The sequence below is a fragment of the Brevibacillus agri genome (assembly GCF_004117055.1).
Lineage (GTDB): Bacteria > Bacillota > Bacilli > Brevibacillales > Brevibacillaceae > Brevibacillus > Brevibacillus agri.
Genome location: NZ_CP026363.1, coordinates 3,907,712 through 3,930,379 on the forward strand (window position 1 = coordinate 3,907,712; position 22,668 = coordinate 3,930,379).

General features: G+C 50.9%; 29 protein-coding genes. 19 read left to right on the plus strand and 10 right to left on the minus strand.

Features of this window, described 5'->3' with window-relative positions; all coding sequences use genetic code 11:
• Window positions 1–116 precede the first annotated feature (116 nt).
• On the minus strand, window positions 117–839 hold the full coding sequence (locus BA6348_RS19220; protein ID WP_025844933.1) for an NAD-dependent deacylase: 723 nt from the start codon (window positions 837–839) through the stop codon (window positions 117–119).
• A gap of 58 nt (window positions 840–897) precedes the next feature.
• On the minus strand, window positions 898–1,689 hold the full coding sequence (locus BA6348_RS19225; protein ID WP_007784843.1) for a cupin domain-containing protein: 792 nt from the start codon (window positions 1,687–1,689) through the stop codon (window positions 898–900).
• Between the two features lie 192 nt (window positions 1,690–1,881).
• Here BA6348_RS19225 and BA6348_RS19230 point away from each other — a divergent pair, with 192 nt between their 5' ends.
• The 6 genes from BA6348_RS19230 to BA6348_RS19255 all read left to right on the plus strand — a co-directional run bounded on the left by BA6348_RS19230 (window position 1,882) and on the right by BA6348_RS19255 (window position 6,215).
• Window positions 1,882–2,598, plus strand: coding sequence for a metallophosphoesterase family protein (locus tag BA6348_RS19230; protein ID WP_242507373.1), 717 nt, complete (start codon window positions 1,882–1,884; stop codon window positions 2,596–2,598).
• A 240-nt stretch (window positions 2,599–2,838) separates the two neighbouring features.
• A complete protein-coding gene (locus BA6348_RS19235) occupies window positions 2,839–3,267 on the plus strand; it encodes a disulfide oxidoreductase (protein WP_005833216.1) in 429 nt (142 codons plus the stop codon).
• A 3-nt stretch (window positions 3,268–3,270) separates the two neighbouring features.
• The gene (locus tag BA6348_RS19240) at window positions 3,271–3,741 is read left to right on the plus strand and encodes a thioredoxin family protein (RefSeq protein ID WP_005833218.1); all 471 of its coding nucleotides are present in this window, start codon (window positions 3,271–3,273) and stop codon (window positions 3,739–3,741) included.
• A 166-nt stretch (window positions 3,742–3,907) separates the two neighbouring features.
• Window positions 3,908–4,777: a cytochrome c oxidase assembly factor CtaG gene (gene ctaG, locus BA6348_RS19245; protein ID WP_007784839.1), complete on the plus strand. Its 870-nt coding sequence runs from the start codon at window positions 3,908–3,910 to the stop codon at window positions 4,775–4,777.
• A gap of 53 nt (window positions 4,778–4,830) precedes the next feature.
• Entirely contained in the window at window positions 4,831–5,442 is a 612-nt protein-coding gene (locus tag BA6348_RS19250; protein ID WP_007784837.1) for an SCO family protein, read from the plus strand.
• Window positions 5,443–5,447: 5 nt separating this feature from the next.
• Complete coding sequence (locus BA6348_RS19255; RefSeq protein ID WP_007784833.1) at window positions 5,448–6,215, plus strand: FixH family protein; 768 nt, start codon at window positions 5,448–5,450, stop codon at window positions 6,213–6,215.
• 562 nt (window positions 6,216–6,777) lie between these two features.
• Here the strand turns inward: BA6348_RS19255 and BA6348_RS19265 are convergent.
• The 3 genes from BA6348_RS19265 to BA6348_RS19275 form a co-directional block, all read right to left on the minus strand.
• Window positions 6,778–7,200: a histidine phosphatase family protein gene (locus BA6348_RS19265; protein ID WP_242507505.1), complete on the minus strand. Its 423-nt coding sequence runs from the start codon at window positions 7,198–7,200 to the stop codon at window positions 6,778–6,780.
• Window positions 7,201–7,273: 73 nt separating this feature from the next.
• On the minus strand, window positions 7,274–8,257 hold the full coding sequence (locus BA6348_RS19270; protein WP_005833227.1) for a C40 family peptidase: 984 nt from the start codon (window positions 8,255–8,257) through the stop codon (window positions 7,274–7,276).
• Window positions 8,258–8,500: 243 nt separating this feature from the next.
• Entirely contained in the window at window positions 8,501–9,673 is a 1,173-nt protein-coding gene (locus BA6348_RS19275; protein ID WP_039971466.1) for a UDP-N-acetylmuramoyl-tripeptide--D-alanyl-D-alanine ligase, read from the minus strand.
• Between the two features lie 140 nt (window positions 9,674–9,813).
• On the opposite strand from BA6348_RS19275, the gene BA6348_RS19280 reads away from it, so the two are divergent.
• The 4 genes from BA6348_RS19280 to BA6348_RS27710 all read left to right on the plus strand — a co-directional run bounded on the left by BA6348_RS19280 (window position 9,814) and on the right by BA6348_RS27710 (window position 12,102).
• Window positions 9,814–10,881 (plus strand): CapA family protein, encoded by a 1,068-nt coding sequence (locus tag BA6348_RS19280; protein WP_026558460.1) that lies wholly within the window; start codon window positions 9,814–9,816, stop codon window positions 10,879–10,881.
• A gap of 261 nt (window positions 10,882–11,142) precedes the next feature.
• Window positions 11,143–11,442, plus strand: a complete 300-nt coding sequence (locus BA6348_RS27430) for a hypothetical protein (protein ID WP_242507374.1) — start codon at window positions 11,143–11,145, stop codon at window positions 11,440–11,442.
• Window positions 11,364–11,894 (plus strand): hypothetical protein, encoded by a 531-nt coding sequence (locus tag BA6348_RS27435; protein ID WP_242507375.1) that lies wholly within the window; start codon window positions 11,364–11,366, stop codon window positions 11,892–11,894. The genes BA6348_RS27430 and BA6348_RS27435 overlap by 79 nt, the downstream gene beginning before the upstream one ends.
• A 52-nt stretch (window positions 11,895–11,946) precedes the next feature.
• Complete coding sequence (locus tag BA6348_RS27710; RefSeq protein WP_340640810.1) at window positions 11,947–12,102, plus strand: hypothetical protein; 156 nt, start codon at window positions 11,947–11,949, stop codon at window positions 12,100–12,102.
• A gap of 140 nt (window positions 12,103–12,242) precedes the next feature.
• On the opposite strand, the gene BA6348_RS19290 is transcribed toward BA6348_RS27710, so the two are convergent.
• Both BA6348_RS19290 and BA6348_RS19295 read right to left on the minus strand, forming a co-directional pair.
• On the minus strand, window positions 12,243–12,770 hold the full coding sequence (locus BA6348_RS19290) for a CarD family transcriptional regulator (RefSeq protein ID WP_005833235.1): 528 nt from the start codon (window positions 12,768–12,770) through the stop codon (window positions 12,243–12,245).
• Window positions 12,771–13,356: 586 nt separating this feature from the next.
• On the minus strand, window positions 13,357–13,644 hold the full coding sequence (locus BA6348_RS19295) for a hypothetical protein (RefSeq protein ID WP_005833238.1): 288 nt from the start codon (window positions 13,642–13,644) through the stop codon (window positions 13,357–13,359).
• Window positions 13,645–13,693: 49 nt separating this feature from the next.
• Between BA6348_RS19295 and BA6348_RS27715 the strand changes: the two genes are divergently transcribed.
• From BA6348_RS27715 to BA6348_RS19325, 8 genes are all read left to right on the plus strand, one after another.
• Window positions 13,694–13,825, plus strand: a complete 132-nt coding sequence (locus BA6348_RS27715; protein ID WP_007784819.1) for a hypothetical protein — start codon at window positions 13,694–13,696, stop codon at window positions 13,823–13,825.
• Window positions 13,785–14,153 carry an SMI1/KNR4 family protein gene (locus BA6348_RS19300; protein ID WP_005833240.1) on the plus strand — a complete coding sequence of 123 codons (369 nt, stop codon included), beginning with the start codon at window positions 13,785–13,787 and terminating at the stop codon, window positions 14,151–14,153. The genes BA6348_RS27715 and BA6348_RS19300 overlap by 41 nt, the downstream gene beginning before the upstream one ends.
• Window positions 14,154–14,197: 44 nt before the next feature.
• Window positions 14,198–14,647: a hypothetical protein gene (locus BA6348_RS19305; protein WP_005833242.1), complete on the plus strand. Its 450-nt coding sequence runs from the start codon at window positions 14,198–14,200 to the stop codon at window positions 14,645–14,647.
• A gap of 115 nt (window positions 14,648–14,762) precedes the next feature.
• On the plus strand, window positions 14,763–15,896 hold the full coding sequence (locus tag BA6348_RS19310) for a hypothetical protein (protein ID WP_122953406.1): 1,134 nt from the start codon (window positions 14,763–14,765) through the stop codon (window positions 15,894–15,896).
• Between the two features lie 22 nt (window positions 15,897–15,918).
• Window positions 15,919–16,125: a hypothetical protein gene (locus BA6348_RS19315; RefSeq protein WP_129552219.1), complete on the plus strand. Its 207-nt coding sequence runs from the start codon at window positions 15,919–15,921 to the stop codon at window positions 16,123–16,125.
• Window positions 16,126–16,130: 5 nt separating this feature from the next.
• A complete protein-coding gene (locus BA6348_RS26840) occupies window positions 16,131–16,283 on the plus strand; it encodes a carboxymuconolactone decarboxylase family protein (protein ID WP_005833245.1) in 153 nt (50 codons plus the stop codon).
• A gap of 538 nt (window positions 16,284–16,821) precedes the next feature.
• Window positions 16,822–18,012 carry an ISL3 family transposase gene (locus BA6348_RS19320; protein ID WP_129552220.1) on the plus strand — a complete coding sequence of 397 codons (1,191 nt, stop codon included), beginning with the start codon at window positions 16,822–16,824 and terminating at the stop codon, window positions 18,010–18,012.
• Window positions 18,013–18,016: 4 nt separating this feature from the next.
• Window positions 18,017–18,412 carry a hypothetical protein gene (locus tag BA6348_RS19325; protein ID WP_242507376.1) on the plus strand — a complete coding sequence of 132 codons (396 nt, stop codon included), beginning with the start codon at window positions 18,017–18,019 and terminating at the stop codon, window positions 18,410–18,412.
• Window positions 18,413–18,728: 316 nt separating this feature from the next.
• On the opposite strand, the gene sigK is transcribed toward BA6348_RS19325, so the two are convergent.
• From sigK to BA6348_RS19340, 3 genes are all read right to left on the minus strand, one after another.
• A complete protein-coding gene (gene sigK / locus BA6348_RS19330; protein ID WP_005833248.1) occupies window positions 18,729–19,439 on the minus strand; it encodes an RNA polymerase sporulation sigma factor SigK in 711 nt (236 codons plus the stop codon).
• A gap of 309 nt (window positions 19,440–19,748) precedes the next feature.
• Window positions 19,749–20,105, minus strand: coding sequence for a response regulator (locus BA6348_RS19335; protein WP_005833252.1), 357 nt, complete (start codon window positions 20,103–20,105; stop codon window positions 19,749–19,751).
• 140 nt (window positions 20,106–20,245) lie between these two features.
• A complete protein-coding gene (locus BA6348_RS19340) occupies window positions 20,246–20,764 on the minus strand; it encodes a CheB methylesterase domain-containing protein (protein WP_242507377.1) in 519 nt (172 codons plus the stop codon).
• A 700-nt stretch (window positions 20,765–21,464) separates the two neighbouring features.
• Between BA6348_RS19340 and BA6348_RS19350 the strand changes: the two genes are divergently transcribed.
• Entirely contained in the window at window positions 21,465–22,430 is a 966-nt protein-coding gene (locus BA6348_RS19350; protein ID WP_242507506.1) for an IS4 family transposase, read from the plus strand.
• The last annotated feature ends 238 nt before the right edge of the window (window positions 22,431–22,668 follow it).

The following is a 22,668-nucleotide window of genomic DNA, read 5'->3' on the forward strand; positions in this document are numbered from 1 at the left end:
ACAGAATCGTACCATTTTTTTCGCGGAAGCTCTAGGGACTGACTGCCCGCAAATTGCCTGCCGCCAGATCAAAAGCAGGCGTACTCCCTGCAATCGAGAGTACGCCTGCCGTTCATTCAACGGTGAAGCCACTGTTCTGTGCGCGACAGCAGCTCGCCGATTTTCACATCGTGCACGACCAAGTCCGCCCATCCGTCCAGCGGAGTCGGCTCCTGGTTGACGATCACCAGCCTGGCTCCGTTTTCTTTGGCGCGCTGCGGAAACCAGTTGGCGGGACTGACCGTAAGCGACGAGCCGAGCACGATCAATAGCGGCGCGCGCTCTGTCCATTCCACTGCCAGGTCAATCTGCGACTGGGGCAACGCCTCTCCGAACAGGACGACATCCGGACGAACGAAGCCTCCGCACTCACACTGGCTTCCTTCCTCCTGCAAATACCGCTCGCTCGGGTAGCTTTTCCGGCAGCGAATGCAACTGACCGTCGTCAACGTCCCGTGAAGCTGTGCGACCGCCCGACTCCCGGCCCGCTGGTGAAAGCCGTCTACATTTTGCGTGATGATGCCGGCAAGCAGGCCGCGCTGCTCCCATTTTGCCAATATTTCATGCCCGGCGTGCGGTTTGCAGGAGCAAAGCCCCTCGATTCGCATCCGGTAAAACTCCACGAACGACTCGCGGTTGCTTCGCATCGCTTGCGTGCTCGCGAGCTTTTGCGGATCATTTCCGCGCCACAGTCCGGTCTGCGAGCGAAAATCCGGCAAGCCGCTTTCCGTCGACATGCCAGCACCCGTAAAGACGACCGCGCCCGGCGATTCCTGCAGCCATTTGGCAAGCGCTTCCATCTGCATCTCCCTCTTTCTTTTTGCCCCCATTGTATCGGAGGAAAAAGAGGGTGTACAGCTAGTAAGCCGCAGAGTAGCCGTACTGCTGTGGATAAGCAGTTTGCGGCTGGCTAGGCGAATAGTAGGTGTAGCCCGCCAGCTCCGGGTAATGGGTGTACTGTCCGTACTCCGGCGGCTGCGTGTAAGCCGCAGCATCGTAGTAGGAGTTCACCGGCCATTGGCTGGAATACTGACTGGAATAGTCGTAGTGCGGATATTGGCTGGAAGTGTGCTGCCATTGGCTCTGGCCCTGGTTGGGAGCGGGGTTTGCCCCCTGCTGGCAGCCGAACGGCGGGCCGATGACGACGGTCCGGGTAATCGGCGCAAAGGTGTCTTTTACCTTCGCTTCGTCAAGGCAATACGTGTGTGCCCAGATGCTCGCCGGGGTCAGTCGCAGGATGTCGGAGCCGAAAATCACTTCCGGTACAGGCGCGTCGAATATCGCGATCAGATGGGTATCGTCCGTCATGGCTACTTCATAGTGCCACCAGCCCTGCGGCACGTTCGCCACTTGCCGCGGCTTGATATTGAAGTTGAGCAACTGGTATGTAAACGGGTTGATGATCGAAACGATCGCCTCTCCCGTCACACAGTAGACGAGCTCGGAAGCGTTTTGGTGAATATGCGGCTCAATCACATTTCCCGTCGTCAGGAAAATGTCGAGCAACGACGTGTTGCCAAGCGTGTTCAGTTGCTGGATGCCGAGCGCGTCAATGAAGTTCCCGGCGTCTTTGCGAAAAAACGTGTTGTTGCGCAGATCGTATGTGAATTGCGTATTGGGTGAAGTGTAATCCCGATAGGATGTAGCCATCTGTCCAATTTTCCCTCCAACATGTGGGTATATGTCTCATACGTATCCATATTCCGCTGCCCTCAGTTGGTGCGCCCATGTTTAGGCGCCGCTTTGCTCGCTACGGCCTGCGCGCATGCCTTTACACTCTTCCTCCTTTTATACATATGGTGATAACAGTCGCGCCAAGTTCTCTTTTGGAGGGGATGGGAAGTGGCCACCTATTTCGTTTCGGATATTCATGGACAGAATCAGGCTTTTCAGCGGGCATTGCGTGATGCCTCTTTTTCCCCGCAGTCAGGGGATCGGCTCTATGTGATTGGCGACATGATCGACCGCGGGCCCGAGTCCAAGGAAGTGCTGTTCGAGCTGTTCCGCCTCCGCCAGCAGCACCCGAACCAAGTCTTTCTGCTCAAAGGCAATCACGAGCAGATGCTGGAAGATTGGCTGCTTGGGCAAGGAAATCCGGAGCTTTACTTGCGCTACAACGGAGGGGATGCCACGATCCGTTCGCTGCTCGGCCCTCATCCGCTGCGCCGGGCGTTTCTGCATTCCATGCCGTCTGCCGCAGAACAGGAAGAAGCCCGGCGGTTGATTTTGGCCGAGTACCCGGGGCTGTTGCCGTCCTTGTCCAGCCTGCCTTTGTACATGGAGCTTCCGGCTGACCCGCAATCAGGAGCGCCCGCGGTTCTCCTGGTCCATGCCGGGATTCGCCCGGGAATCCCTCTGCACGAGCAAAATCCAGAAGATCTCCTGTGGATTCGGAAGCCCTTCTACCTTTATTATGGAGGAGACAGGCCGATCGTCTTCGGTCACACCCCTGTTCCCCGGTTGCCTGACTATGAGGGCCATGGGCCGTGGCGGCGGGGCAATCTCGTCGGGATTGACGGTGGAGCTGCTTACCGGCGCGGAATCTTGTTGGTAGAGTAGCCCTCTTTGCAATCGATCTTCGTCCCGATTCGCGACGCCCAGCCCACCATGTCCGTGCGGATCATCTGAGTTCGACGACACCTCCTTTGTGTGGCAAAGCTTTGGCTCCTACCTGTGGCTACTGCTTCAGGTAGCGTTTCCCGCTTTTTTCGGACAAGCCGCTTTGCTTTTACAAATTGTTACTTTTTATAATCTACTTCCGATTCGTAATATGATAAGATAGAGGGACGAGGTGTTGTTATGAAACGTCAACAAGTGATGGAACAATCCATGTTTGCGGCATGGGGCGTGTCCCTGATTGCCACAGCGGGAAGCCTGTTTTTTTCGGAAGTATTGAAGTACATACCGTGCGATCTGTGCTGGTACCAGCGAATCTTGATGTATCCGCTCATCATTTTGCTGGGGGTGGCCTCCGCCAAAAAAGATTACAAGATGTCATCATACGCCCTGATTCTTTCGCTGATCGGCGGCTGCATCTCCCTCTACCATTACCTGATTCAAAAGGTGCCTGCCCTGCATGAGCTGGGCAACGCTTGCGGTATCGTGCCTTGCAATACGGACTACATCAACTGGTTCGGCTTTATCACGATTCCGTTTTTGGCGCTGGTCGCCTTTACGCTGATTAGCATTCTGCTGTTCATCGTCATGAAAAACGCAAAGGAGATTTGATGCATGAAAAAAATTATCTTTTTTTCCATCCTGGTAGCTGCGCTGCTCATTGGCGCCATTGTGTACTCGGATATTTCCAACCGCGAGGCGGCTGCAGGCAACCCGTACGGAAAAGCCAATCTGAATCCGGCTACCATCGAGCAACTGAAAGATCCGCTGTACGACAACCTGATTATGCCAGAAGAGTTGAAGCAGAAGATCGAGAGCAAGGAAGACTTGTTCGTCTACTACTACAGCCCGCTGTGCGAGCATTGCCGCGCAACCACCCCGGTCCTCGTGCCAATCGTCAAGGACATGCAGATCGACATGAAAAAGCACAACCTGCTTGAATTTAATGCAAGCTGGGATGAGTTCCAGATCGAATTTACCCCGACCCTGGTTCACTACAAGGACGGCAAGGAAGTCGCTCGTCTGGTAGGCGGCCACGAAGCCGACGAGTGGAAGAAATGGCTGGAAGAGCAGAAAAAATCATAGTGGCAAAAAGCCCTCGGACTTTACCGTTCGGGGGCTTTTTGCTGCCTCGGTGACAAATATGTGAACGCATACAACGAGAAATAGCCCAAACGAGTCATTAGGCTTTTGGAAGCGAATGCCTATAATGGGTAATGGGGAATATTCCAGGAAAACGGAGGTAATGGCGTTGACCCTCATCGACTTGACCGAAACGTTTGGCTTTCGGGCGACGTGGAACCCGGAGCTGATTTTGTTGACCGCTCTCATCGGACTTGCCTACTTTTCGCTGACAGGACCTTTGCGCCGGACGTTTCCGGACGCAAAGCCAGCCACGCTCATACAGAAACTGTCGTTTTCCGCTGGCTTGCTGCTGTTTTATTTCGGCATGGGCAGCCCGCTAAACGTCGCTGGCCACTTTTTGTTCAGTGCCCATATGCTTCAGCAGTCCATTCTCTACCTGGTGATGCCGCTGTTGCTTTTGTCTGGCACACCAGCCTGGCTCATGCGCTCGCTGTTTGAACCCAGGGGGCTGAAACAGGTTTTGCGCGTGGCGAGCCATCCGATCCCGGCCGTCCTTTTGTTCAATGCCCTATTTTCGTTTTACCACATGCCTGTTATTCTAGACATGGCGATGAACAACCTGGCCCTACATAATCTGATTCACCTGCTGCTTTTGGTTGCGGCCATTTTGATGTGGTTGCCTGTCATCGCCCCTATTCCGGAGATTCATCGGCTGTCCGAGTTGCAAAAGCTGGCCTACATTTTTGCCAACGGCGTGCTGATTACGCCAGCCTGTGCGCTCATTATTTTTTCGGAATCGGCGCTGTACGGCACGTATGTCAACGGTCCTTCCATGCTGTGTGCGCCGTTCTTCTCCGCGCCGATCGACAAATCGATGTTCGCCGTTCCGCTCCTGCCTCTGGACGATCAGCGGCTTGGCGGAATCATCATGAAGCTGGTGCAGGAGTTGACGTACGGCTCCGTTTTGGCCTATGTGTTTACCGCCTGGTACCGGAAAGAAAAAGATCAGCCGGACGATCAACTGATCCCGCAATAACGGCCCAAAAAGCGGCTCTCTCATTTTACTTGCGAAAAAAGGAGGCATCCCGCGTGCCACTCACCCCGACTGCCGCTATCCGGCTGAGACGGCTGCTGCTGTTTTTGCCGCTGCTCGTCCTCGCCGCGCTCGTCGCCTCGTGGTTTTGGCTGAGCCCGTCGTCGGTTTCGGCCAAGCTGCCGGACGTACAGCTACAGACGCTGGACGGAGAGGCTTACTCCCTCGCGCCGAAGCCCGGGAGCATCCGCCTGGTCGAGCTGATCTATACGCGCTGTCCCGACATTTGCCCGACGACCACCGTGAAAATGGTGCAACTGCAAAAACGGCTGCAAGCGGCTGGACTCATGGGGCACGGCATTGAGTTTTTGACGATTACGATCGACCCGCAAAACGATACGCCGGACGTGCTGCGCTACTACGTCAAACAGCTCGGGATTGCAGACGAAGGCTGGATTGTTTTGCGCGGCGACGAAGAGACGATTCGCACCGTGACCAGCTCTCTCGGCTTCTTTGCGAAAAAGACCGAGGACGGCTTTATCTCGCATACGTCGAGCACTTACCTCGTCGATCAAAACAACGCGGTCATCCGCAAGTTCGGGATGGGCGAGGACTTTGATCCGGAGCAAATTTATCAAGAGTTGTTGAACTTGAAGAAGGAAGGGTAACGCAAATGAAACGCTTTTTCACGCTATGCCTGTCCGCACTGGTCGTTTTGGCTGCGGCTTGTTCCAGCCAGAACGACCAAGCGCTGGAAGCTTCCGGCGCCCCAGTTGACGCCGCTTTTTCGATAGAGCCTGCCGAGCCGGTAGCGGGTCAACCCATTACGTTTTCGGTCAAGGTGACGCAGGAAGGCAAGCCTGTGGACGATGCCCGGGAAGTGTCCTTCGAATGGTGGAAGGATGGACAGGAAAAGCACGAGACGATTCCGGCGAAACTCGTAGCCGATGGCGTCTATACGGCGCAGCAGACGATCAGCGAGCCTGGCTCCTACTTTGTCTACTACCACGTCACCGCCCGCGATTTCCACAACATGCAAAAGACGCCTTTTACCGTAAAAGCCGCAGCCAGCGCCGACCACGCCGCTACGGGTCATGCAGACGGCGGACACGAGCACGGCAAAGCAGCCGCAGACAAAGCGCATGCAGCCAGTGGAGTCGACTTTCACTTGATGCCTCCAGACGAGCTCAAGGCGCAAACCGAAGCGGCCATGGTCGTTCATCTGCTAAAAGACAACCAGCCATTTGCGGAAGGTACGGTCAAGTTCGAGTTTTGGACGGGAGATGAGGTGAAGCACAGCTTCGTCGATGCGAAAGAAACGAGTCCCGGGCAGTACGAAGGCCGCCTCTCCTTCCCCGCTTCCGGGGAATACACGCTGAAGGTCCATCTGGAAAAAGGCGACGTGCACGACCACAAAGATTTCACCGTGACGGTCAAGTAACAGGCACATAAGCCTGGCACCTGATCGGGACGGCAAGCCAAGACGGCCTTTCCCATCCAGGAAGGCCGTTTTGCTAGAAAGCGCTGCGTCTTTTCGTATTAGCAAGTAAAGTAGGCAATCCGGTTCAGTTCCAAGCCATAGTATTCCCAGCGGTTTCCTCTCCAGCGGTAGCCTGTTACGGACGAACGACCGATGAATACGGGATAAAACCAGAAAGACCGCCCATTTTGCAGCCAAATGTACGTATAGCGATACAGGCACGGATAAAATCCGCCTGGTTCAATCCGACGCGTTCCCCCGTATCCTCGCGATCCCGGCGAGCTGGGCGTCCTGCCTGGGGGTGGGCCTGGCGGCGGGGGAGGAAAACCTCCAGAAGAACCTCCGGGTGGCGGTGGCGGCGGGTAACCTCCTGGGGGATACTGATATGACATGACGTTTCACCTCCTACAAGTCTCCCTATAAGAGATGCAGCAAACGCACAGATGGACTGTGCGTTTGCCCGTGGTCATTCACCTATTTTTCCGCTATTGTCCTCTAAAAACTGCTGTTGGCAGCAGACTGGCTATCCGTTCGCAGCCGGTTCGTCCCCGTTCAAATGAGCGGTGCTGTTCGCAAACCGGATGATCTTCCATTTCGGCGTCTGTTCCAACAGATGAATCCCTGTGTTGTCAGAGTGGAAGCAGACGTTATTCTCATGCGGCAACGGAAGGAAGCTTTCTATCAGTTTGGTTATCATTCCGCCGTGGGAAACAATCGCAATCCGCTTGTACGCTTTGCTGTTTTCCTCGATAGAAGAAAGGATGCGTTCCGCGCGTGCCCTGAACTCCCGTATGCTCTCCGTCTCCTGCCTTTCTCTCAGGTCATCCAGATACGCTACCGGACAGCCGACCGCGTCGGCTAAAATCCCGGCTGCTTGACTGGCTCGCTTCAACGTACTGCTCCAAATAAACTCGGGCGGAAACTCTTTTTGCACGCGAGCAGACATTTTCGCCACTTGGATAAGCCCTTTGCTCGTCAAAGGCAAATCGGTAGAACCCGTATAATCCTCTGGCAAAAAGTCAATACGGGCGTCCGCCCATGATGAAGCGGTATTCCCGATGCGTATTTTTGAAATCGGTAATTTTCACGCCGCCAGACTCCTTGGAGAAGGTGTGCAGCAGCTTGTCGTCACCCATGTAGATGCCGACGTGGGTAATGCTTTGCTTAGGCACGTTGATGCCTTTGTAGTCGGACTCCTTGTAGCCTTTATAGGCCATGAAAAAGACCAGGTCGCCTTTTTTCAGCTTGTTAATATCTGTTGTATAAGTGCCGTTGCTTTTCACAAAATTGGCTTGGGAGCGCGCGCCGCCGTTGCCCATGTCGATATTGGCGCCTTCGCGGTACGCCCACATCGTAAACTCGGAGCAATCCATCGTCTTTTTGTTCGCACGGGACGAGCCGTACTCATACGGTGTGCCGATGTATTTTTTCCCGGCCGCAATCACCTTGTCCGCGATTGCAGAAGAGTTGGACTCCTCCTCCTGACCCGGGTCCGGAGTTGTGCCCGTGCCGGTGTCCTCCGCCAAAATTCGGCGTGCGCCAAGCAGCTTCTTCGTATAATCGCTGACTTTTTTCAAAACTACCGCATCTTCGCCTTGCGAAGAGTATATGTACTGGTCATTTCCGATGTAAATTCCCATGAAGGCAGGTGCGCCTTTTCCATTCGAGGAAAAGAACAGCAAATCTCCAGGCTGGATATTGTCTGCCGAGACGGACTTTCCGGCTTTGTACAGCTTGGCAATCGTGTCGTCAATCGTCACGCCGGCCTGTTTGTAGATGTACGTAGCAAGTCCCGCAGAGCCGAACGAGTTCGGACCAACCGCCCCGTATTTGTAGTCTTTGCCGATCAGGGATGTAGCGACCTGCACGATTTTTCCTGCTTTGACAGAAGATTGCGAATCCACAGTCTTAGCTGCTGCCTGTCCACCTTCTGCGAACAGAAGCAGGGATGTGCTTAGCATGACGGCGACAGTCGACTTTTGCAACCAATCTCGTTTCGTCATTCGTTCTCCTCCTGGCTGTGTTTTTTCCCAACGGATCGGGTACAATCCCACTTTACTGGAAAAACTCGACCCGTTTAAGTCTGTAAATCTTTCCAACAGAGGATTTGATTACATAGTCGGATGACCATAGCCCTGTATCCCAGGCCTGTCTGACCGATTCGCCCCATACCTTTTCCCCATGCCAAAAAGGCCCTTGTCCGCTCCCGGGACAAGCGCCTGCTCGCTTGACAGGTCCTGGCATCGCTACCGAGGTTTTCGCTTCCCTCTCGCAAGCACATTGCACAAAAACTGTACGGTTTCTCCCATTTTCAGCCGATGCGAGCCTTTTACCAAAAAAGTAGTGTCGGGCTTCATTCTTTTGGCGAGACTGCGGTGCAAGACCTCTTTGTTCGGGCAATGCATGACCCGGTTCGCGGGAAAGCCTGCCCGGATGGCCGCGCGCGCAATATGGCGGGCACTTCTCCCCAACGTGTACAAATAATCCACATTTTTTTGACTCAAATACTCCCCGACTTCCTCGTGCCCTCGCACTTCGTAGCAGCCCATCTCCAGCATGCTCGCCAGCACGGCTATTTTGGTGCTGTGTCCAGACTGGCTGAGCACATCAATCGCCGCCTTGGCCGCATCCGGATTGGAGCTGTACGTATCGTCCAGCACCTGGACATTGTGGGCCAACCGATAGCTGACGAGCCGCTTCCGCTGCGGCTGGAACCGGCGCAGCCCCTCCCGAATTTCCTGGAACGGGATGCCGAGTGTATGCGCAACCGCAATCGCCGCCAGCGCATTGTACACGTTGTGTTCTCCCAAAATCGGAATGAACATCGCCTCCCTTTGCTGCTGAAACGAGCAGACGAAGGAAATTCCGCCTTCCTCCTGCGCAATGCTGTCCGCCCGATAATGCGCTTCCTGCTCGACCCCGAACGTAACGAATCTACCAGCAAACGTCCCTGCAAAAGGCTGCTGGGTAAACTGGCGCGAGTATGGACAATCCCAATTGAGAAAGACGATACCGGTAGACTTCATGTTGCGGATCAGCTCGGATTTTGCCATGGCGAGCCGTCCGATGTCTCCGCCGAAATTGCCGATGTGCGCAGTGCCTATGTTCGTTATAACCCCCAGATTCGGCTGAATGATCTGGCAATGCTGGCGAATATGTCCACTCCTCAATATCCCGAATTCAAGCACGGCCGCTTTGTGCTCGTCCCGCAAACGGCTGACATGCGCTCTCGTATTGCCCAAAAAGTTCTTGTTGTACATCGAACGATACGTGGGCATGCGTCTTTGTAAAATCGCATAGATCATTTCTTTCGTCGTCGTTTTTCCGGCGCTTCCCGTCACCGCGATCACCGGCTTGTTCAGAATCACCGTCTTTGACGGCCCTCTTTTTGTCTTTTTCCCTTTCTTTTTCACTGACATTCCCCCCTCTCCCAATCCGCTTTCGTATTGTATGTCCGAGGGAAACAGCCTGTATAGACCGCTATCTATGAAAACGTTCCGCTTCTATCCAAAACGGACGGACGACTTTTGGAATAGAGTAGAGTGGAGAGGTGAAGCCAATGAAAAAGAAGGTCACCATCGCCGCTGTAGGCGATATCCTCATGTGGAAGGAGCAGGTGGCTTGCGCCAAGCTGGCTTCTGTGGATCAGTATTCCTTTGCGGATATGTTCGCTCCGCTCGCCCCCATCCTGTCAGGCGCTGACTTGACGATCGGCAATCTGGAGACAACGTTTTCCGGCAAAGGCCAGCCCTACCAGATCGGCTCGGCACGAACTGGCTATCCTCGGTTCAACTGTCCCGACGAGCTGGCGCGCGACCTGAAGCAAGTCGGCTTTGACGTCGTGACGACCGTGAACAACCACTGTCTGGACGGAGGGCCAAACGGACTTTGCCGCACACTGGACGTCCTGGATCGCTACAAGCTTGCGCACACAGGCACGTACCGCTCCCCGCAGGAGGCGAGCATTCCCTTTGTCCGGGAAGTGAACGGCATCCGCATCGCGCTGCTCGCTTACACGTACGGAACGAACAAACAGGTCATTCCCGCCCACATGCCATGGCTCGCCAATCTCATCCGCCGCGACGCCATTTTGCAGGACATCGCCGCCATCCGCCCGCTCGTCGACCTCGTGATCGTTGCGCTGCATTTTGGCGTGGAATTCCGCTACACCCCGACAGCGAACCAGCGCCTGCTTGTGCAAAGTCTCCTCTACCACGGCGCCGACGTCATTCTCGGCGCGCATCCGCACGTCCTGCAACCCGTCGTCACCCCGGCGATCTCGCTTGCGGGTGGCAGAAAAAAGCGCACACTCGTCGCCTACTCGCTCGGCAATTTCACTTCCGAGAAAATGCTGCACTTCGATCAGTCACAGATTGGGGCCATTCTGCGCTTTTCTGTGGAAAAGGATGCCCACGGGCAGGTCGCCATCGGACAAATCTCCGTCATCCCGACCTACTGCCAGCGCTTCCTGCAAGGAGGCCGCGTCCGTTTTCGGGTCATTCCCATCCGTTCGTACTTGAAGCATCCCGATCCGCACCTTCCCCTGCTGCAACGAAAAAAGCTGCGGCTCCTGTGGAACCGCGCGATTCAAATCATCGGCCGTAAGCCAAGTATTTTGATCGAGTAAAAGGGGGCCAAAAGCCTGGCTCCCTTCCTTCTTTTTCTTCATTCTTTGCCAAGGCTTGCGCCGCCGTTGTGGACAAGCTTGTGGCTGCCCAGCCGTTGCCGCATGCAATTTGACAGTTATCGAAACATTTTGGTAAAATCACCAAGTAACCACCAATATTAATTTGGATAGTTACAGAAAGTTGTTTTATCCGGCATTCCTATGAAAATTTTTCACCTGGGCTGTTCGCTGTTGAATCCGATACAAAAGGGAGAGATTGCTTTGCTGCATGTTCGCGCGATTACCGCCGATGAGGTGACAGCGTTTGCTGCGTTCGGCCGCCAGTCCGGGCAGGTTGTTCACGATGTCGCTACCTATTTGGAAGCGATGCTGGCAAAAGGAGCCATGCGCCGCGAATGGTGCTTTGTCCTGGAGAAAGAGGGGCGTGGCTGGGAAGACTCGCCTTCTGGACGCTGCCTGGAAGCGAAGTGGCGACAGACGTCGTGTTATGGGATGTGCCGTGGGAAGCGGCTGACTGCGCCCGGCTTGGGCTTGCTCTGTTTCGCGAGGCGTGCTTGCTGATGGGCACGCAGTTGGACGGCACGATCGGGCATGTAGTGGACACTCCCCCGATGACGCCGCAGTGGCAAACCCATCCCGCCAAGCGACAGGCCGTGCTGGAAGCTGCCGGCTTTCAGCTCAGCCGGATGACGGACCGTTTTGATTGGCATGCGCCGCCCGACCGCGCGCAGACTGCTCTCGGTCACAGCAAAAACAGCGAACACGAAATCGTGTACCGCACCATGCCAGAGGTAGGGGAAGCGGCGTTCGTCGATGCGATCGAGCGCGTCTCCCGCTTCACCTTCGACCAGTACATCGTCCAAGAGCGCCAGGCAAAAGGAGCCGCGGCTCAGGCCGAGGAAATGTTTCGCGATTTGCAGCGGATGGCCCATCAGCCCAAATGGTGGCAGCTCGCTTATACCCGAGACGCCAAGCTCATCGGGTTACTCATGCCTACGGTCAGCCCGACGTAGGTACATCGGCGTCCTGCCTGAACAACGCGGAAACGGCTATATTCATCCGCTGCTGCGCCGGGCAACCGAGCTTTTGCTTGCGGCAGGACAGACGTATATCCGCGCTGACACCGACCAGCAAAACAAGCCGATGGCCCATGCCTTTTTACGTGCCGGCTATCGCCCGTTTGCCAGCCGCCTGGAGTACAGCCTGGTCCGTTCGCCCTAGTCCGTGAGCAGCCAGGCCAGTTTGCAAAAGCAGATAAGCTGGCCTTGCCGCGCTTTTTAGCAAAAGGCTCGTTGCCAACGGGTAACGAAAAAAAGGGGGCGACTGCCGAAGCAATCACACCCTTTGCTGCCTTTTTCCGTTTACCCCGCATGCACTTTTGATACCGCTGCCCCTGGCTGGGCCAGCGGTTCTTCAGACAGCGCATGACGCAGCAATTGCGTAGCCCGCTCGATGTCCACATTTTTTACGAGAGCAATTTCACTGACCATCATCTGCTGGGCATTGTCTAGCATCAACTTGTCACTCGTGCCCAATATTCTGCCCTGGCTGATCCGCCACAAATCACGGATCACTTCCGCCTGCTCATAAATATCGCCGCTCTTCATTTTTTCTGTATTCTGCTTGTATCTCTGTGCCGCATTCAACGTGGAGTCAGGGCTCTCTGCCTGCATGATCGCCAACACTTCATCCAAAATGCCAGCCTCTACGACCATGCGAATGCCCAGTGCGGACATTTTTTCAACAGGGACCATGATATTCAACTCTTTTTGCAGCATGTTGAGCACATAATAGAGCTGCTTTTCACCCAGGAATTCTTTTTCTTCCACTGCCTCGACTACGCCTGCCCCGTGCATCGGGTAAAAAATCTTGTCACCTACATGAAACATACGTCCACCTCCTACAATGCGATCTAATTCATTATAACACAGTTATCGAATTTAAAAATTTTTATTTTATCATGCACTTTTATTTTAAGTCAATATTTAATTTTGGATAAAAATGCATGAAAGATTCGTGAAGAAAACAGCCGTCCCGATGCGCTTTTGCCTGTCAGGGATTAGGACGGGTTTTCCTTGGCAGGCGATGTCCCTTTCTCTTCCAAAAGCTGTTTATTTACTGGAAGGAGTAAGCAAAAAACTATCCTCGCGAGCTTGCCGAACGGGAAGAGGACTGGCTTGCTTTTGCCCAGCGAAAAGCAGGCATCTGTGCGCGATGCCTGCTTCTTTTCACTCGCTCTATTGGCAACAAAGGCAACCCGTTGGCCTTGTTCGGGGACTTTTTTTATGTGAACGGAACAAAAGGGAAATATCGCTAAAAAACAAGGAAAAACGGGAGCGAATACAGAATAGGATGAAAGGGCAGCTTTATGCCGTTTTGGCCAGTCCTTCGACCTAAAAAGCTTGTTTATCATCCTAACGCCTTGAGTGCGCCACAGGCATGACTTGAACCAGAAGCATCAGACAAAGCCACCCGTCATCGCGTATGTCCGGTCCCGCCTTCCTCGTGCAGATCGCGAATCAATTTTCTCAGCAAACTCGCAATCCCGATTCCGCCGAGTGCTGTAAGCAAATTGATGCCCAAAAATACAACGGACCAGGTCAGCTCCAGCTTTTGCAAAAACAAAAATCCCGCGATCGCATTGGCGCCCAAAATCATGAGCAGATGAAGCTTTGGCCATACAAAGCGCAACACCCCGCTGAGCACAATGGACAGGAAGTGAAATGTCAGCACTTTTGAACCAATCACAATCAGAAATTCCATACATACACCACTGCCCTTCCATTTCAAATGTTGTTCGGAGGAACCCGACATGAATACCGATTTCCAAACGCTCATTGATTCGCTCGCCGGAGAACTTGTTTACGACGAAGCGAAGCGAGTGGTAAAAATCTTCGGCAGCGTTGGACCAGTTCGTTGCCCGCTACAAATTTTGGCTCCCTGATGATTACCGCTCTTTTATCAGTCAATACAGCAAAGCCGTCCTGTTCCAGCACAGCGACTACGGCGGCGGCTATGACATTTTGAGCCTGTCGGAAGTGATTGACTATTGGAAAGGATACAGCATTGACGATCCGCATTACCCGATCATCTGGAGCAGTCACTCCATTGGCGCCCTTTGTGTAAACCAGGAGCAAGCCGGAGCGGAAAATGGCTACTTGACGTGGATCAGTGCGATGGACCCGGAAAACCCGCTGGACTTGCACATGAGTTTTACCGAATGGTTTATGAAACTGCTCGAACGGGAGGGGAAAGAATTTTGGTTGGAATAGGCCGTTCGCGAAACGGTTCGGATAAAGACCAGGAGGAAACGCGCATGAAAAAATTCAAGCTCTTTGCCCTTTATGTAGGATATGTGATCTTTGCCGCATTCGTCTTGGATCTTGTTTTGTATTACGAACAAGTTTTCATGGCGGAAGCAAAAGCGACGTTTGAGCATTTTCCCGCGATCTTGTACAGCACTCTCTATCCCGTCTCCATCGGCTTGTTGTTTGGGCTGCCTGCTTTTGTTCAAACATGTGCGGCAAAAGAAAGCTGGTCATTTGACTGGATCAAATTCATTGCGTTCGGCATTCCCGCGCTTATGGGCAGTATCCTTTTTCTCCTTTACTATTCTCCCGCAGCGGAATACCTTCCTGCCATGTCGTTTTTTTATTATGGAAGCAAGCTTTCCAGCATTTGCGGCATCGCATTCGGCTATCTCGTCCTGTCCTGCTGGAAAAAGCAAGCCAGCATCCCGGTTTCGACCGATGGCACGGTCCGCTGACCGCTCCTCCTGCACAAGCTAAGCAAAAAGACTGCCAACAGGGAGTCTTTTTTGCTGTTTTGGTAACTTTCCCGCTTTTTGCACGTCTAATCAGTCAGAGAAAGGATGAAGCCTGATGAAAAAAACGAAACAACTAGCCTTGGCAGCAGTGCTCCTTGCCGCATCCGTATGCTCTCCGTTAGCCTCGCCCGGAACAAGCGCAGCGAGCACCACTTCGACCACAACGAACGCTGCCGCCCAACCTTCGAAAATATACCGGATCAGCCTGGATGGAAAAAAGCAAACGCTCATCGCGCAGCTTCCCGCCGTGCACCGCGCGAGCATGTCGCCGAGCGGACGGTTTGTGTATGCAGAGAAGCAAGGGTTCAAAGCAGGGGAACCGACCATCCCCTATTTGTATGACAGCAAAACGAAGCAACTGCGCCAACTGAGCGGTTTCGCCAAGTGGGCACAGAGCAAGGACGAGCTTCTCCTTATGGACCAAGCCAGCTTGTACCGCTACAACCCGCTCACGAACCAAAAAACGTTGCTCGTAAAAGAGACCGCCGACACACCGATTCTCGATTATGCGCTTGCGCCGGACGGCCACTACCTCACCTTTATCCAGTCGGATCGGAAAGAACCAAATTTGCAAAAGCGCCACAAGCTTTACCTGCAAGACATGAACACGCTGAAAATGAAGGTCAACGACCAATTTTCGCTCCCGGCTGAAGAAGAAAGCAGCACACAGGCGGTAAAGCTGCTCTACTGGATACCCACATCCAAAAAAGTACTGTACAAGGCAAACGGCACAATTAAAGAGCTTGATTTGCCGACAGGGCTCAAGTACACGCATTCGTTCAAAAGCTTTCCTTCGTATTCGAACGATATGAAGCTGCGCTTTGACGTCAAAGAATGGCACGGCTTTATAACCGACCTGCAAACAGGCAAAAGCGTGCCGACCGCCGATAACCCTCATCCCGTGTCTATGGACCGCGACTTGACCAAAGTTTTCTGGTCCCCGACCGGTCATAACTACGTCGCAGAAAAATTTCTCTTCACCTCCAATGCCCAGGATGCCATCGAGCAGCTTGTCGTAAAGACGGCGAATCAAACGTTTACATACCCGCTCGACGGCAGCTCCTATTTGGACACCATCGACAACATCCAATTTTTGGGATGGGCGGCTGATGGCAAGTCATTTTTTGTCGGGGATTTGGACTCGGTGCACATGAGCCGTTTTGAAGGGTGGCAATCGCGTGTGAGGTAGGGGGAGGAGCAAGAACTTCATAGTGAGATGGGCAACAGTAGTTGCGGAGCCAGCAAAAGAGAAGGAGCCACAGCTTGCCTATAAAGCTTCTATAAAACTGACGGATGAAACCCGGACAATGAGCGCCTACTTGCTGTATCGGCATGGCGTGAAGCGCCATACTTCCACGATAGCGAGCGTGCTGCCCTTGCTCTCAGCGAAGCGGTTACCCGAATCAACGACCGGGTAGATCCAGTGCCGGATGAAATCTTCCATGACGCTGCACGCCATTTCGAAGGGCAGGCACTGGCGACCTTGATCGCCGGGATCGCCACGGCCAACCTGTGGAATCGGCTGAACGTTTCTACCAGACAGATCGTAACCGCTTCTGCGAGCAAAACATTGTAACGAATATGGCGGTCAGTAATGGAGGGAGGCATAGTTTGCCCCCTCCATTATTCTTGCTTCCAAAACAGGTTATGGGTATTACCATTATGGATACCGTATTGTAGATCAGGGCCAATCCACACGGTCGTGAACAATCATCCAGCATACAAGCTGGCAAAGAGTTTATCCAGACTTATCAACCGCCATCCGAATGACGAAGTGATCCGGCTTGATCTGTATAAAATGGCGATCCTAGCGGCTGGGACAACTGAGGGCTGGTGTTACATTTGAACAGTTGACTGAGTATGATTGAGTTGGATTTGAAAAAGCTTGCAGAAAAAAATGAAAAAATAGTGCCCATCGTAACTTCTAATTTATTGAAAACGTATTATATTATGGTATCTGAAGTTCATCATGCACCATTTCATTTTCATAGAACTAGAAAAATGTGGTGATTATTAGATTCATCACCATAACCCGTGCTAGACATTGAAAAAACGTAGATGTTCCTCTATCGTGAAAGTTGTCCTGACCATCACAAGATAGGAGGAAATCTACGTTGTCTAACCAGTTTACCACAGACTTAATCGGCCTTCCATCATTTCAACTTTCCCATTGGGACAAAACGACTGAAACCGATTGGGTAGTGACTCTCACTCCCAATCCAGCCTCTCATCTGTGTCCTCTCTGCCTGAAAGAGAGCACCAATCATGCTCGCCCAGGGTACCGTCTTCTTCGTCACCGCTTTATTTCTTCATGGGGTACTGTCTGGGTACGTGTTCCTGTATATCGACAACGTTGCCACGATTGCCAGATCACCTGGACTCTCGAATGGGATGGAATTCCCTATCGAGGAACGGCTACTTTTGCGTTTCGTCAAATGGCCGTTGAGTTGTGTCAGAAGAGGGATTTGCTTAGCGTTTCCAAACAACTCGGAATCTGCTATACGACATTGGAACGGTGGTATTACCAACTGGCTCCTCAGCTTCTCGCTAAGCCCCAAGATCATCTTACGCCTACTATGGTCTGTCTGGACGAGTTTGCTCTCCAAAAAGGACACAAGTACGGTGTCAACCTCATGGATGCACAAAGCGGGCATATCTGGCAGGTTACAGAAGGGCGTTCACGTGAGCAGGTTCGTCAGGCTCTCATGAACTGGCCCTTTGCTACGCCTCCACAGGTTGTTGTGACAGACTTGGCTCCTGGAATGGCTGAGACGGTTCGCGGTGTTTGGAAGGATGCCACGGTAGTAGCGGACAAGTTCCACGTCATTCAGCTCTTCTCCAAATCGTTAGAAGCTGCTCGTAAACGTACCCGTTCGCGGGGAACTCATCGCCGGGGTAGACATGAACAACGTCTGCTCCACACATCTCCTGATAAACTGAAACCTGAGGAACAGGAGGAATTGAAAGCCTGGTTCGCTCAAGATCCCCATTTGGAACGCCTTTACAACGCTCTTCAGCACATGAGAACGGTATATGCAGCTCAGACAGAAGAGTCGGGAAAAGAAGCACTCCAACAATGGATAACCGAGCACCTCACATCTCCCACCTCTGCCGTCCGTTCGATTGCAAAAACAATCGTTCAATGGCGACAGTCGGTTCAGAATTATTTTTCGTTTCGAGTTACAAATGCTCCGATTGAAGGGACACACAACAAAGTGAAAGTCATCAAGCGACGAGCCTATGGGTATCGCAACATCGAGCGGTTCAAGATTCGAATTCGGCTGGAGTGTAAACCAGCCATATAAAAAAGTGAAAAACTACGCTAGAGGAAGATCAAGCACGTTTAATGGTGAAGAGCTGATTATTATAAAAAAGACTAGAAATTGGATCATTGGGATTGTTCTGGCTATGATCGTGTTAACTGTTTTTTTTCAATTCAAAGACCTGCCTGGTAATATGGGGGCACTGCTTACCGTTAAAGAATTCATCAGTGAACACAACAAAGCATCAAACGAGTTGGAAATGGCAGGCGCTAAAAATCATACCAATATCCAATTTGCTGAAGGGAAATATCATGTGGATGTTAATAAAAAAGTCACGACAAGTGAAGGGAACTTGCGCGTAAACCACTATGAATATGTTTTAGTGTACGAAAATTTGGAATGGAAAGTAATCAGGGAGAGACTCACATACACAGATATATAACCTGTTTTTCGATGTAAAATTACTATTACTGGAACAACTATTGCATATTCGCAAAAGCTCTTGGCATTACACCTTCATTATTGATGCACAGACTGACGAAATGTGCAATCACGAAAGAAGATAAATAAATAAGAACCGTTCTATACCTCGCATCAAACAAAAGGAGTACCCGAAGGCACTCCTAACGCTTTTTTCGTATAGTGGCGAGCGTTTGCCTCACTTCGGCACAACGTTGCCGGATACAGGACATTTCGCTGCGTTTCGTACATATGGGGATAAAACCACTAGCCGAAAACCGCCAGCGGTTTCTATCTGTTTATCTCCCCTGTGTCTGTTTCGTCCGGTAAAACTCATTGAACAGCTTCATCAGTGCCCGCTTCTCGATGCGGGAGACGTACGAACGGGAAATGCCAAGCTCGCGGGCAATTTCGCGCTGCGTTTTTTCTTTGTCCTGATCGAGTCCAAACCTGCCAATGATAACCTCTTTTTCCCGATCGTCGAGGATGTGGATGTGCTGATAAATCTTGTTCGATTCCAGCTTGAGCTGGACAGCATCCACCACTGCGTCCGTCTCCGTACCGAGCACATCGATGAGCGTGATCTCATTGCCTTCCTTGTCCGTGCCGATGGGATCGTGCAGGGAAACGTCCTTTTTGGTCTTCTTCAAACTGCGAAGGTGCATCAGGATTTCGTTTTCAATACAACGCGCCGCATACGTAGCAAGCTTGGTTCCCTTCTCCACCTGGTAGCTCTCGATCGCCTTGATGAGTCCGATCGTGCCGATGGAGATCAGATCTTCACTGTCTTCGCCGGTGTTTTCGAATTTCTTCACAATATGCGCCACCAGCCGCAAATTGTGCTCGATCAGCTTGTTGCGGGCGTACGGATCGCCTTTTGCCATGAGTCGGAGGTACTTTTCTTCTTCCGTATCCTGAAGAGGCTGGGGGAACGCGTTGTTCTTGACATAAGCGACAAACATGAGAAGTTCCTTGAACACAAGGGAAAGCGCCGCGATGATGCTGGACATGGCTGCCACCTCCACGTCTGGATAGCTTACTTCTATCCTTATGTGGGCGAATACCCAGATGTGCAAGTACCACATGAAAACCCCTTACAAATGTGAAGTGTCCAAAGACCAATCTCGTCCAGTTTCTGTAATAATTCTCGTTAAGACAGGAACCCAAGTTTGTTTTTTAACATTCAATAAGACTTAAAAAGGGGCTGTCTCAAAAGTCGATATTTCGACTTTGAGATGCCCCTTTGTATGTCAGAAACGTTGATATAGCAATGTTTCTGATTTTTAAACGTTAGCGGATTTGCCCTTTTTGGACAGCCCCTAGACAATCTTTTTGATGGCATCGAGTACCCGGTCTGCTTGAAAAGGTTTCACCACAAAATCTTTCGCGCCAGCCTGAATAGCATTTAGAACCATTTGTTGTTGTCCCATAGCAGAACACATGATAACTGATGCATTGGGATCGATTTTCTTAATGCCCTTTACGGCATCTATTCCCTCCATCACAGGCATTGTAATATCCATTGTGACTAAATCAGGCTTTAATTGTGCATATTTTTCTATTGCCTCCAAACCATTCTCAGCCTCACCAATTACCTCATGCCCGCCTTTTGTCAAAATGTCCGTTAACCGTAGTCTCATGAACGCAGCATCATCAACGACTAATATTCTAGCCATAAATTACATCTCCTCAACCTTTTGTCCTAGTAACATATACCCATTTTCAATAGGAGTAAACAATAGCAATAGAATACTTGATTGGAAAGGATTCATGTAATAAGGAGAGCATACCTGTGTTTGGCAAAATAAAGATCCATCTAAATAAATGATAGAATCTCTTGATATATATTAGGTAAAGACACTTGTCGATCAGCGTACCCCGCCTCATAAACAGCTTTAGGCATACCATATACGATACATGATTCTTCAGCTTCAGCGATCACATGACCCCGTTGCCGCTTCACTTCACTACAACCAATTAACCCATCCGTGCCCATTCCTGTAAGAATAACGACCAATAAACGGTCGCGATAAATCAAAGATGCGGAATGAATCGTAACATCAATGGATGGCTTGTACAATTTGCTCTCATCCAGCACAATTTTTAGTATGGTCTTTCCGTCATTTGTTTTTTGAAATAAAGTTTGATACCCTGCAGGAGCAATATAAATGATCCCTGGCATCACAACATCGCCATCTTCTGCTTCTTTCACTTTTAAATTACAAATAGTATCGAAACGGTCTGCCAAAGGTTTGGTAAATCCGGGCGGCATATGTTGTACAACCACAATTCCTGCCGGAAAGTCCGGCGTAAATCGAGGCAGAATGGATTGCATGGCAGACGGTCCACCTGTGGAACATCCGATAATGAGCAGATCAACGGAAGCGGAGCCCGGTTTCTTTTTTTCTTTCACTGCTTCTTTTACAGATGCAATCACTAGCGTTGCATTAATCTTTTCCCATCATTCAAAATACACATAATCTTTGGTATTTGGTTGTCTAGGGAACAAAAAAATCCTTTACACTGGAAAGGTCAGGTAGTTCCTGTCCAAATCCAACGCAAAGGATAGCTCATGGACAAGAATACCCTATTTTCTTCATTTGGTAAATGGGTTGCACCCATCAATATTATGAAACTTCAACAACGAATTGACGAAACGGATCAAGACAAGTACGTGAAGAAGCTGACGACAAAAGCGTATCTTCTCCTATGTGAACGCTCACCAAAAAGTTGACCACTTTGCTCATCATAAAGTTACCCACCTGACAGTTTGAGCACACGTCATCATTTTCACACCTAATTGCAAATGTTTTTACTGAGCCAAGGATCGTCAAGGGCTTGCGTAGCAAGGGGTTTACCCTTTATCCTTGACGATCCTTGGTGCAGGAAATAAAATGCTACTTTGTGTGAAAAAAAGCATCGTAGGTGGTCAACTCGAAGATGAGCGTTTGCTCCAAAAATGGTCAACTTTTTGATTAGCATTCACACTCCTATTTTTACATGCCCAACTTCAGCAACGCGAAGGGCTTCGAGCCATTGCTGACGATGTTCTATCAAAGAAATTTCAGCAAGAATTAGGACTGTCATCGATCAGCCCCGCACAGCTTAGTCGAAAAAACAATCGGGTAGAACCTGCTTTGCTTGAAGAAGTTTTTGTCGACCTTGTCCAGCAAATTCAACGCGTTTCTGGAAAAGCCTGCTCTCTTCGAAAACACATAAAGATCATTGATTCCACTACAATTGGATTATGTTTGCAAAAGTATAAGTGGGCAACCTTTCGCGAAACAAAGGCAGGAATCAAAATTCATCTTCGTCTCGTTTTCGCAAGCCAGGAGGATGTCTATCCTGAAAAGATTTCCCTAACTTGTGCCAAATCCAATGACCGCACCCAAATGGAGTCGCTGATTGATGAGATCGGAGCCATGTACGTCTTTGATCGAGGGTACGTGGATTATGAAAAGTTCGATGAGTATACCGATCAGGGCATCTTTTTTGCTTCACGTCTCAAGGATAACGCGGAAACTCGTCATTTGTATACTTTCAAAGTACCACCAGAAAGCTCCGTTTTATCTGACTCCATGATCCTTCTTGGAACGCCACAAAAACGGGTGGATAATGTGTTACGACTGATTGAAACGCATGATTCGAAAGGAAATCGTATTCGAATCATCACCAATCGGTTCGACTTAGAAGCAGAAGAATTGAGCGACATCTACCGTTGGCGCTGGCAAATAGAACTGTTTTTCAAATGGATGAAACAACACGCAAAGATCAAGACGTTCTATGGAACAAGTGAAAATGCGGTCTGGAATCAAGTTTTTCTCGCTCTCATTGCTTACTGCTTGTTGCTTCTTGTAAAGCTGGAAAGAAACAGTCAGCACAGTCTGCTGCAAATCAGTAGATGGCTCAAAGTGTTTCTCTGGCAGACCTTTGAACAATGGATAGGCAGAATGGATTACCAATCCAAACGAACATCCAGAGGGCGACAGAAAAGGAAGTAAGTGTTGTTTGTTGTTGTCGATGTTGTAATAAATGTATAAAACTACTAAATGGATAGTGGCTACCTTTTGCTTGGCTGTTCTCGTTTTTGGTTGTGAAGTTGAAAATGTCATTCAGAATAATTTGACAATAGATGGATTCATTTTTTATGCAACGCTAATGTAATTTCATAGACTTCGGAAATCTTCAGAGCATATTTTTCTGTGCCAAGCTCAATCACTATATACTGGTCTTGCTGTG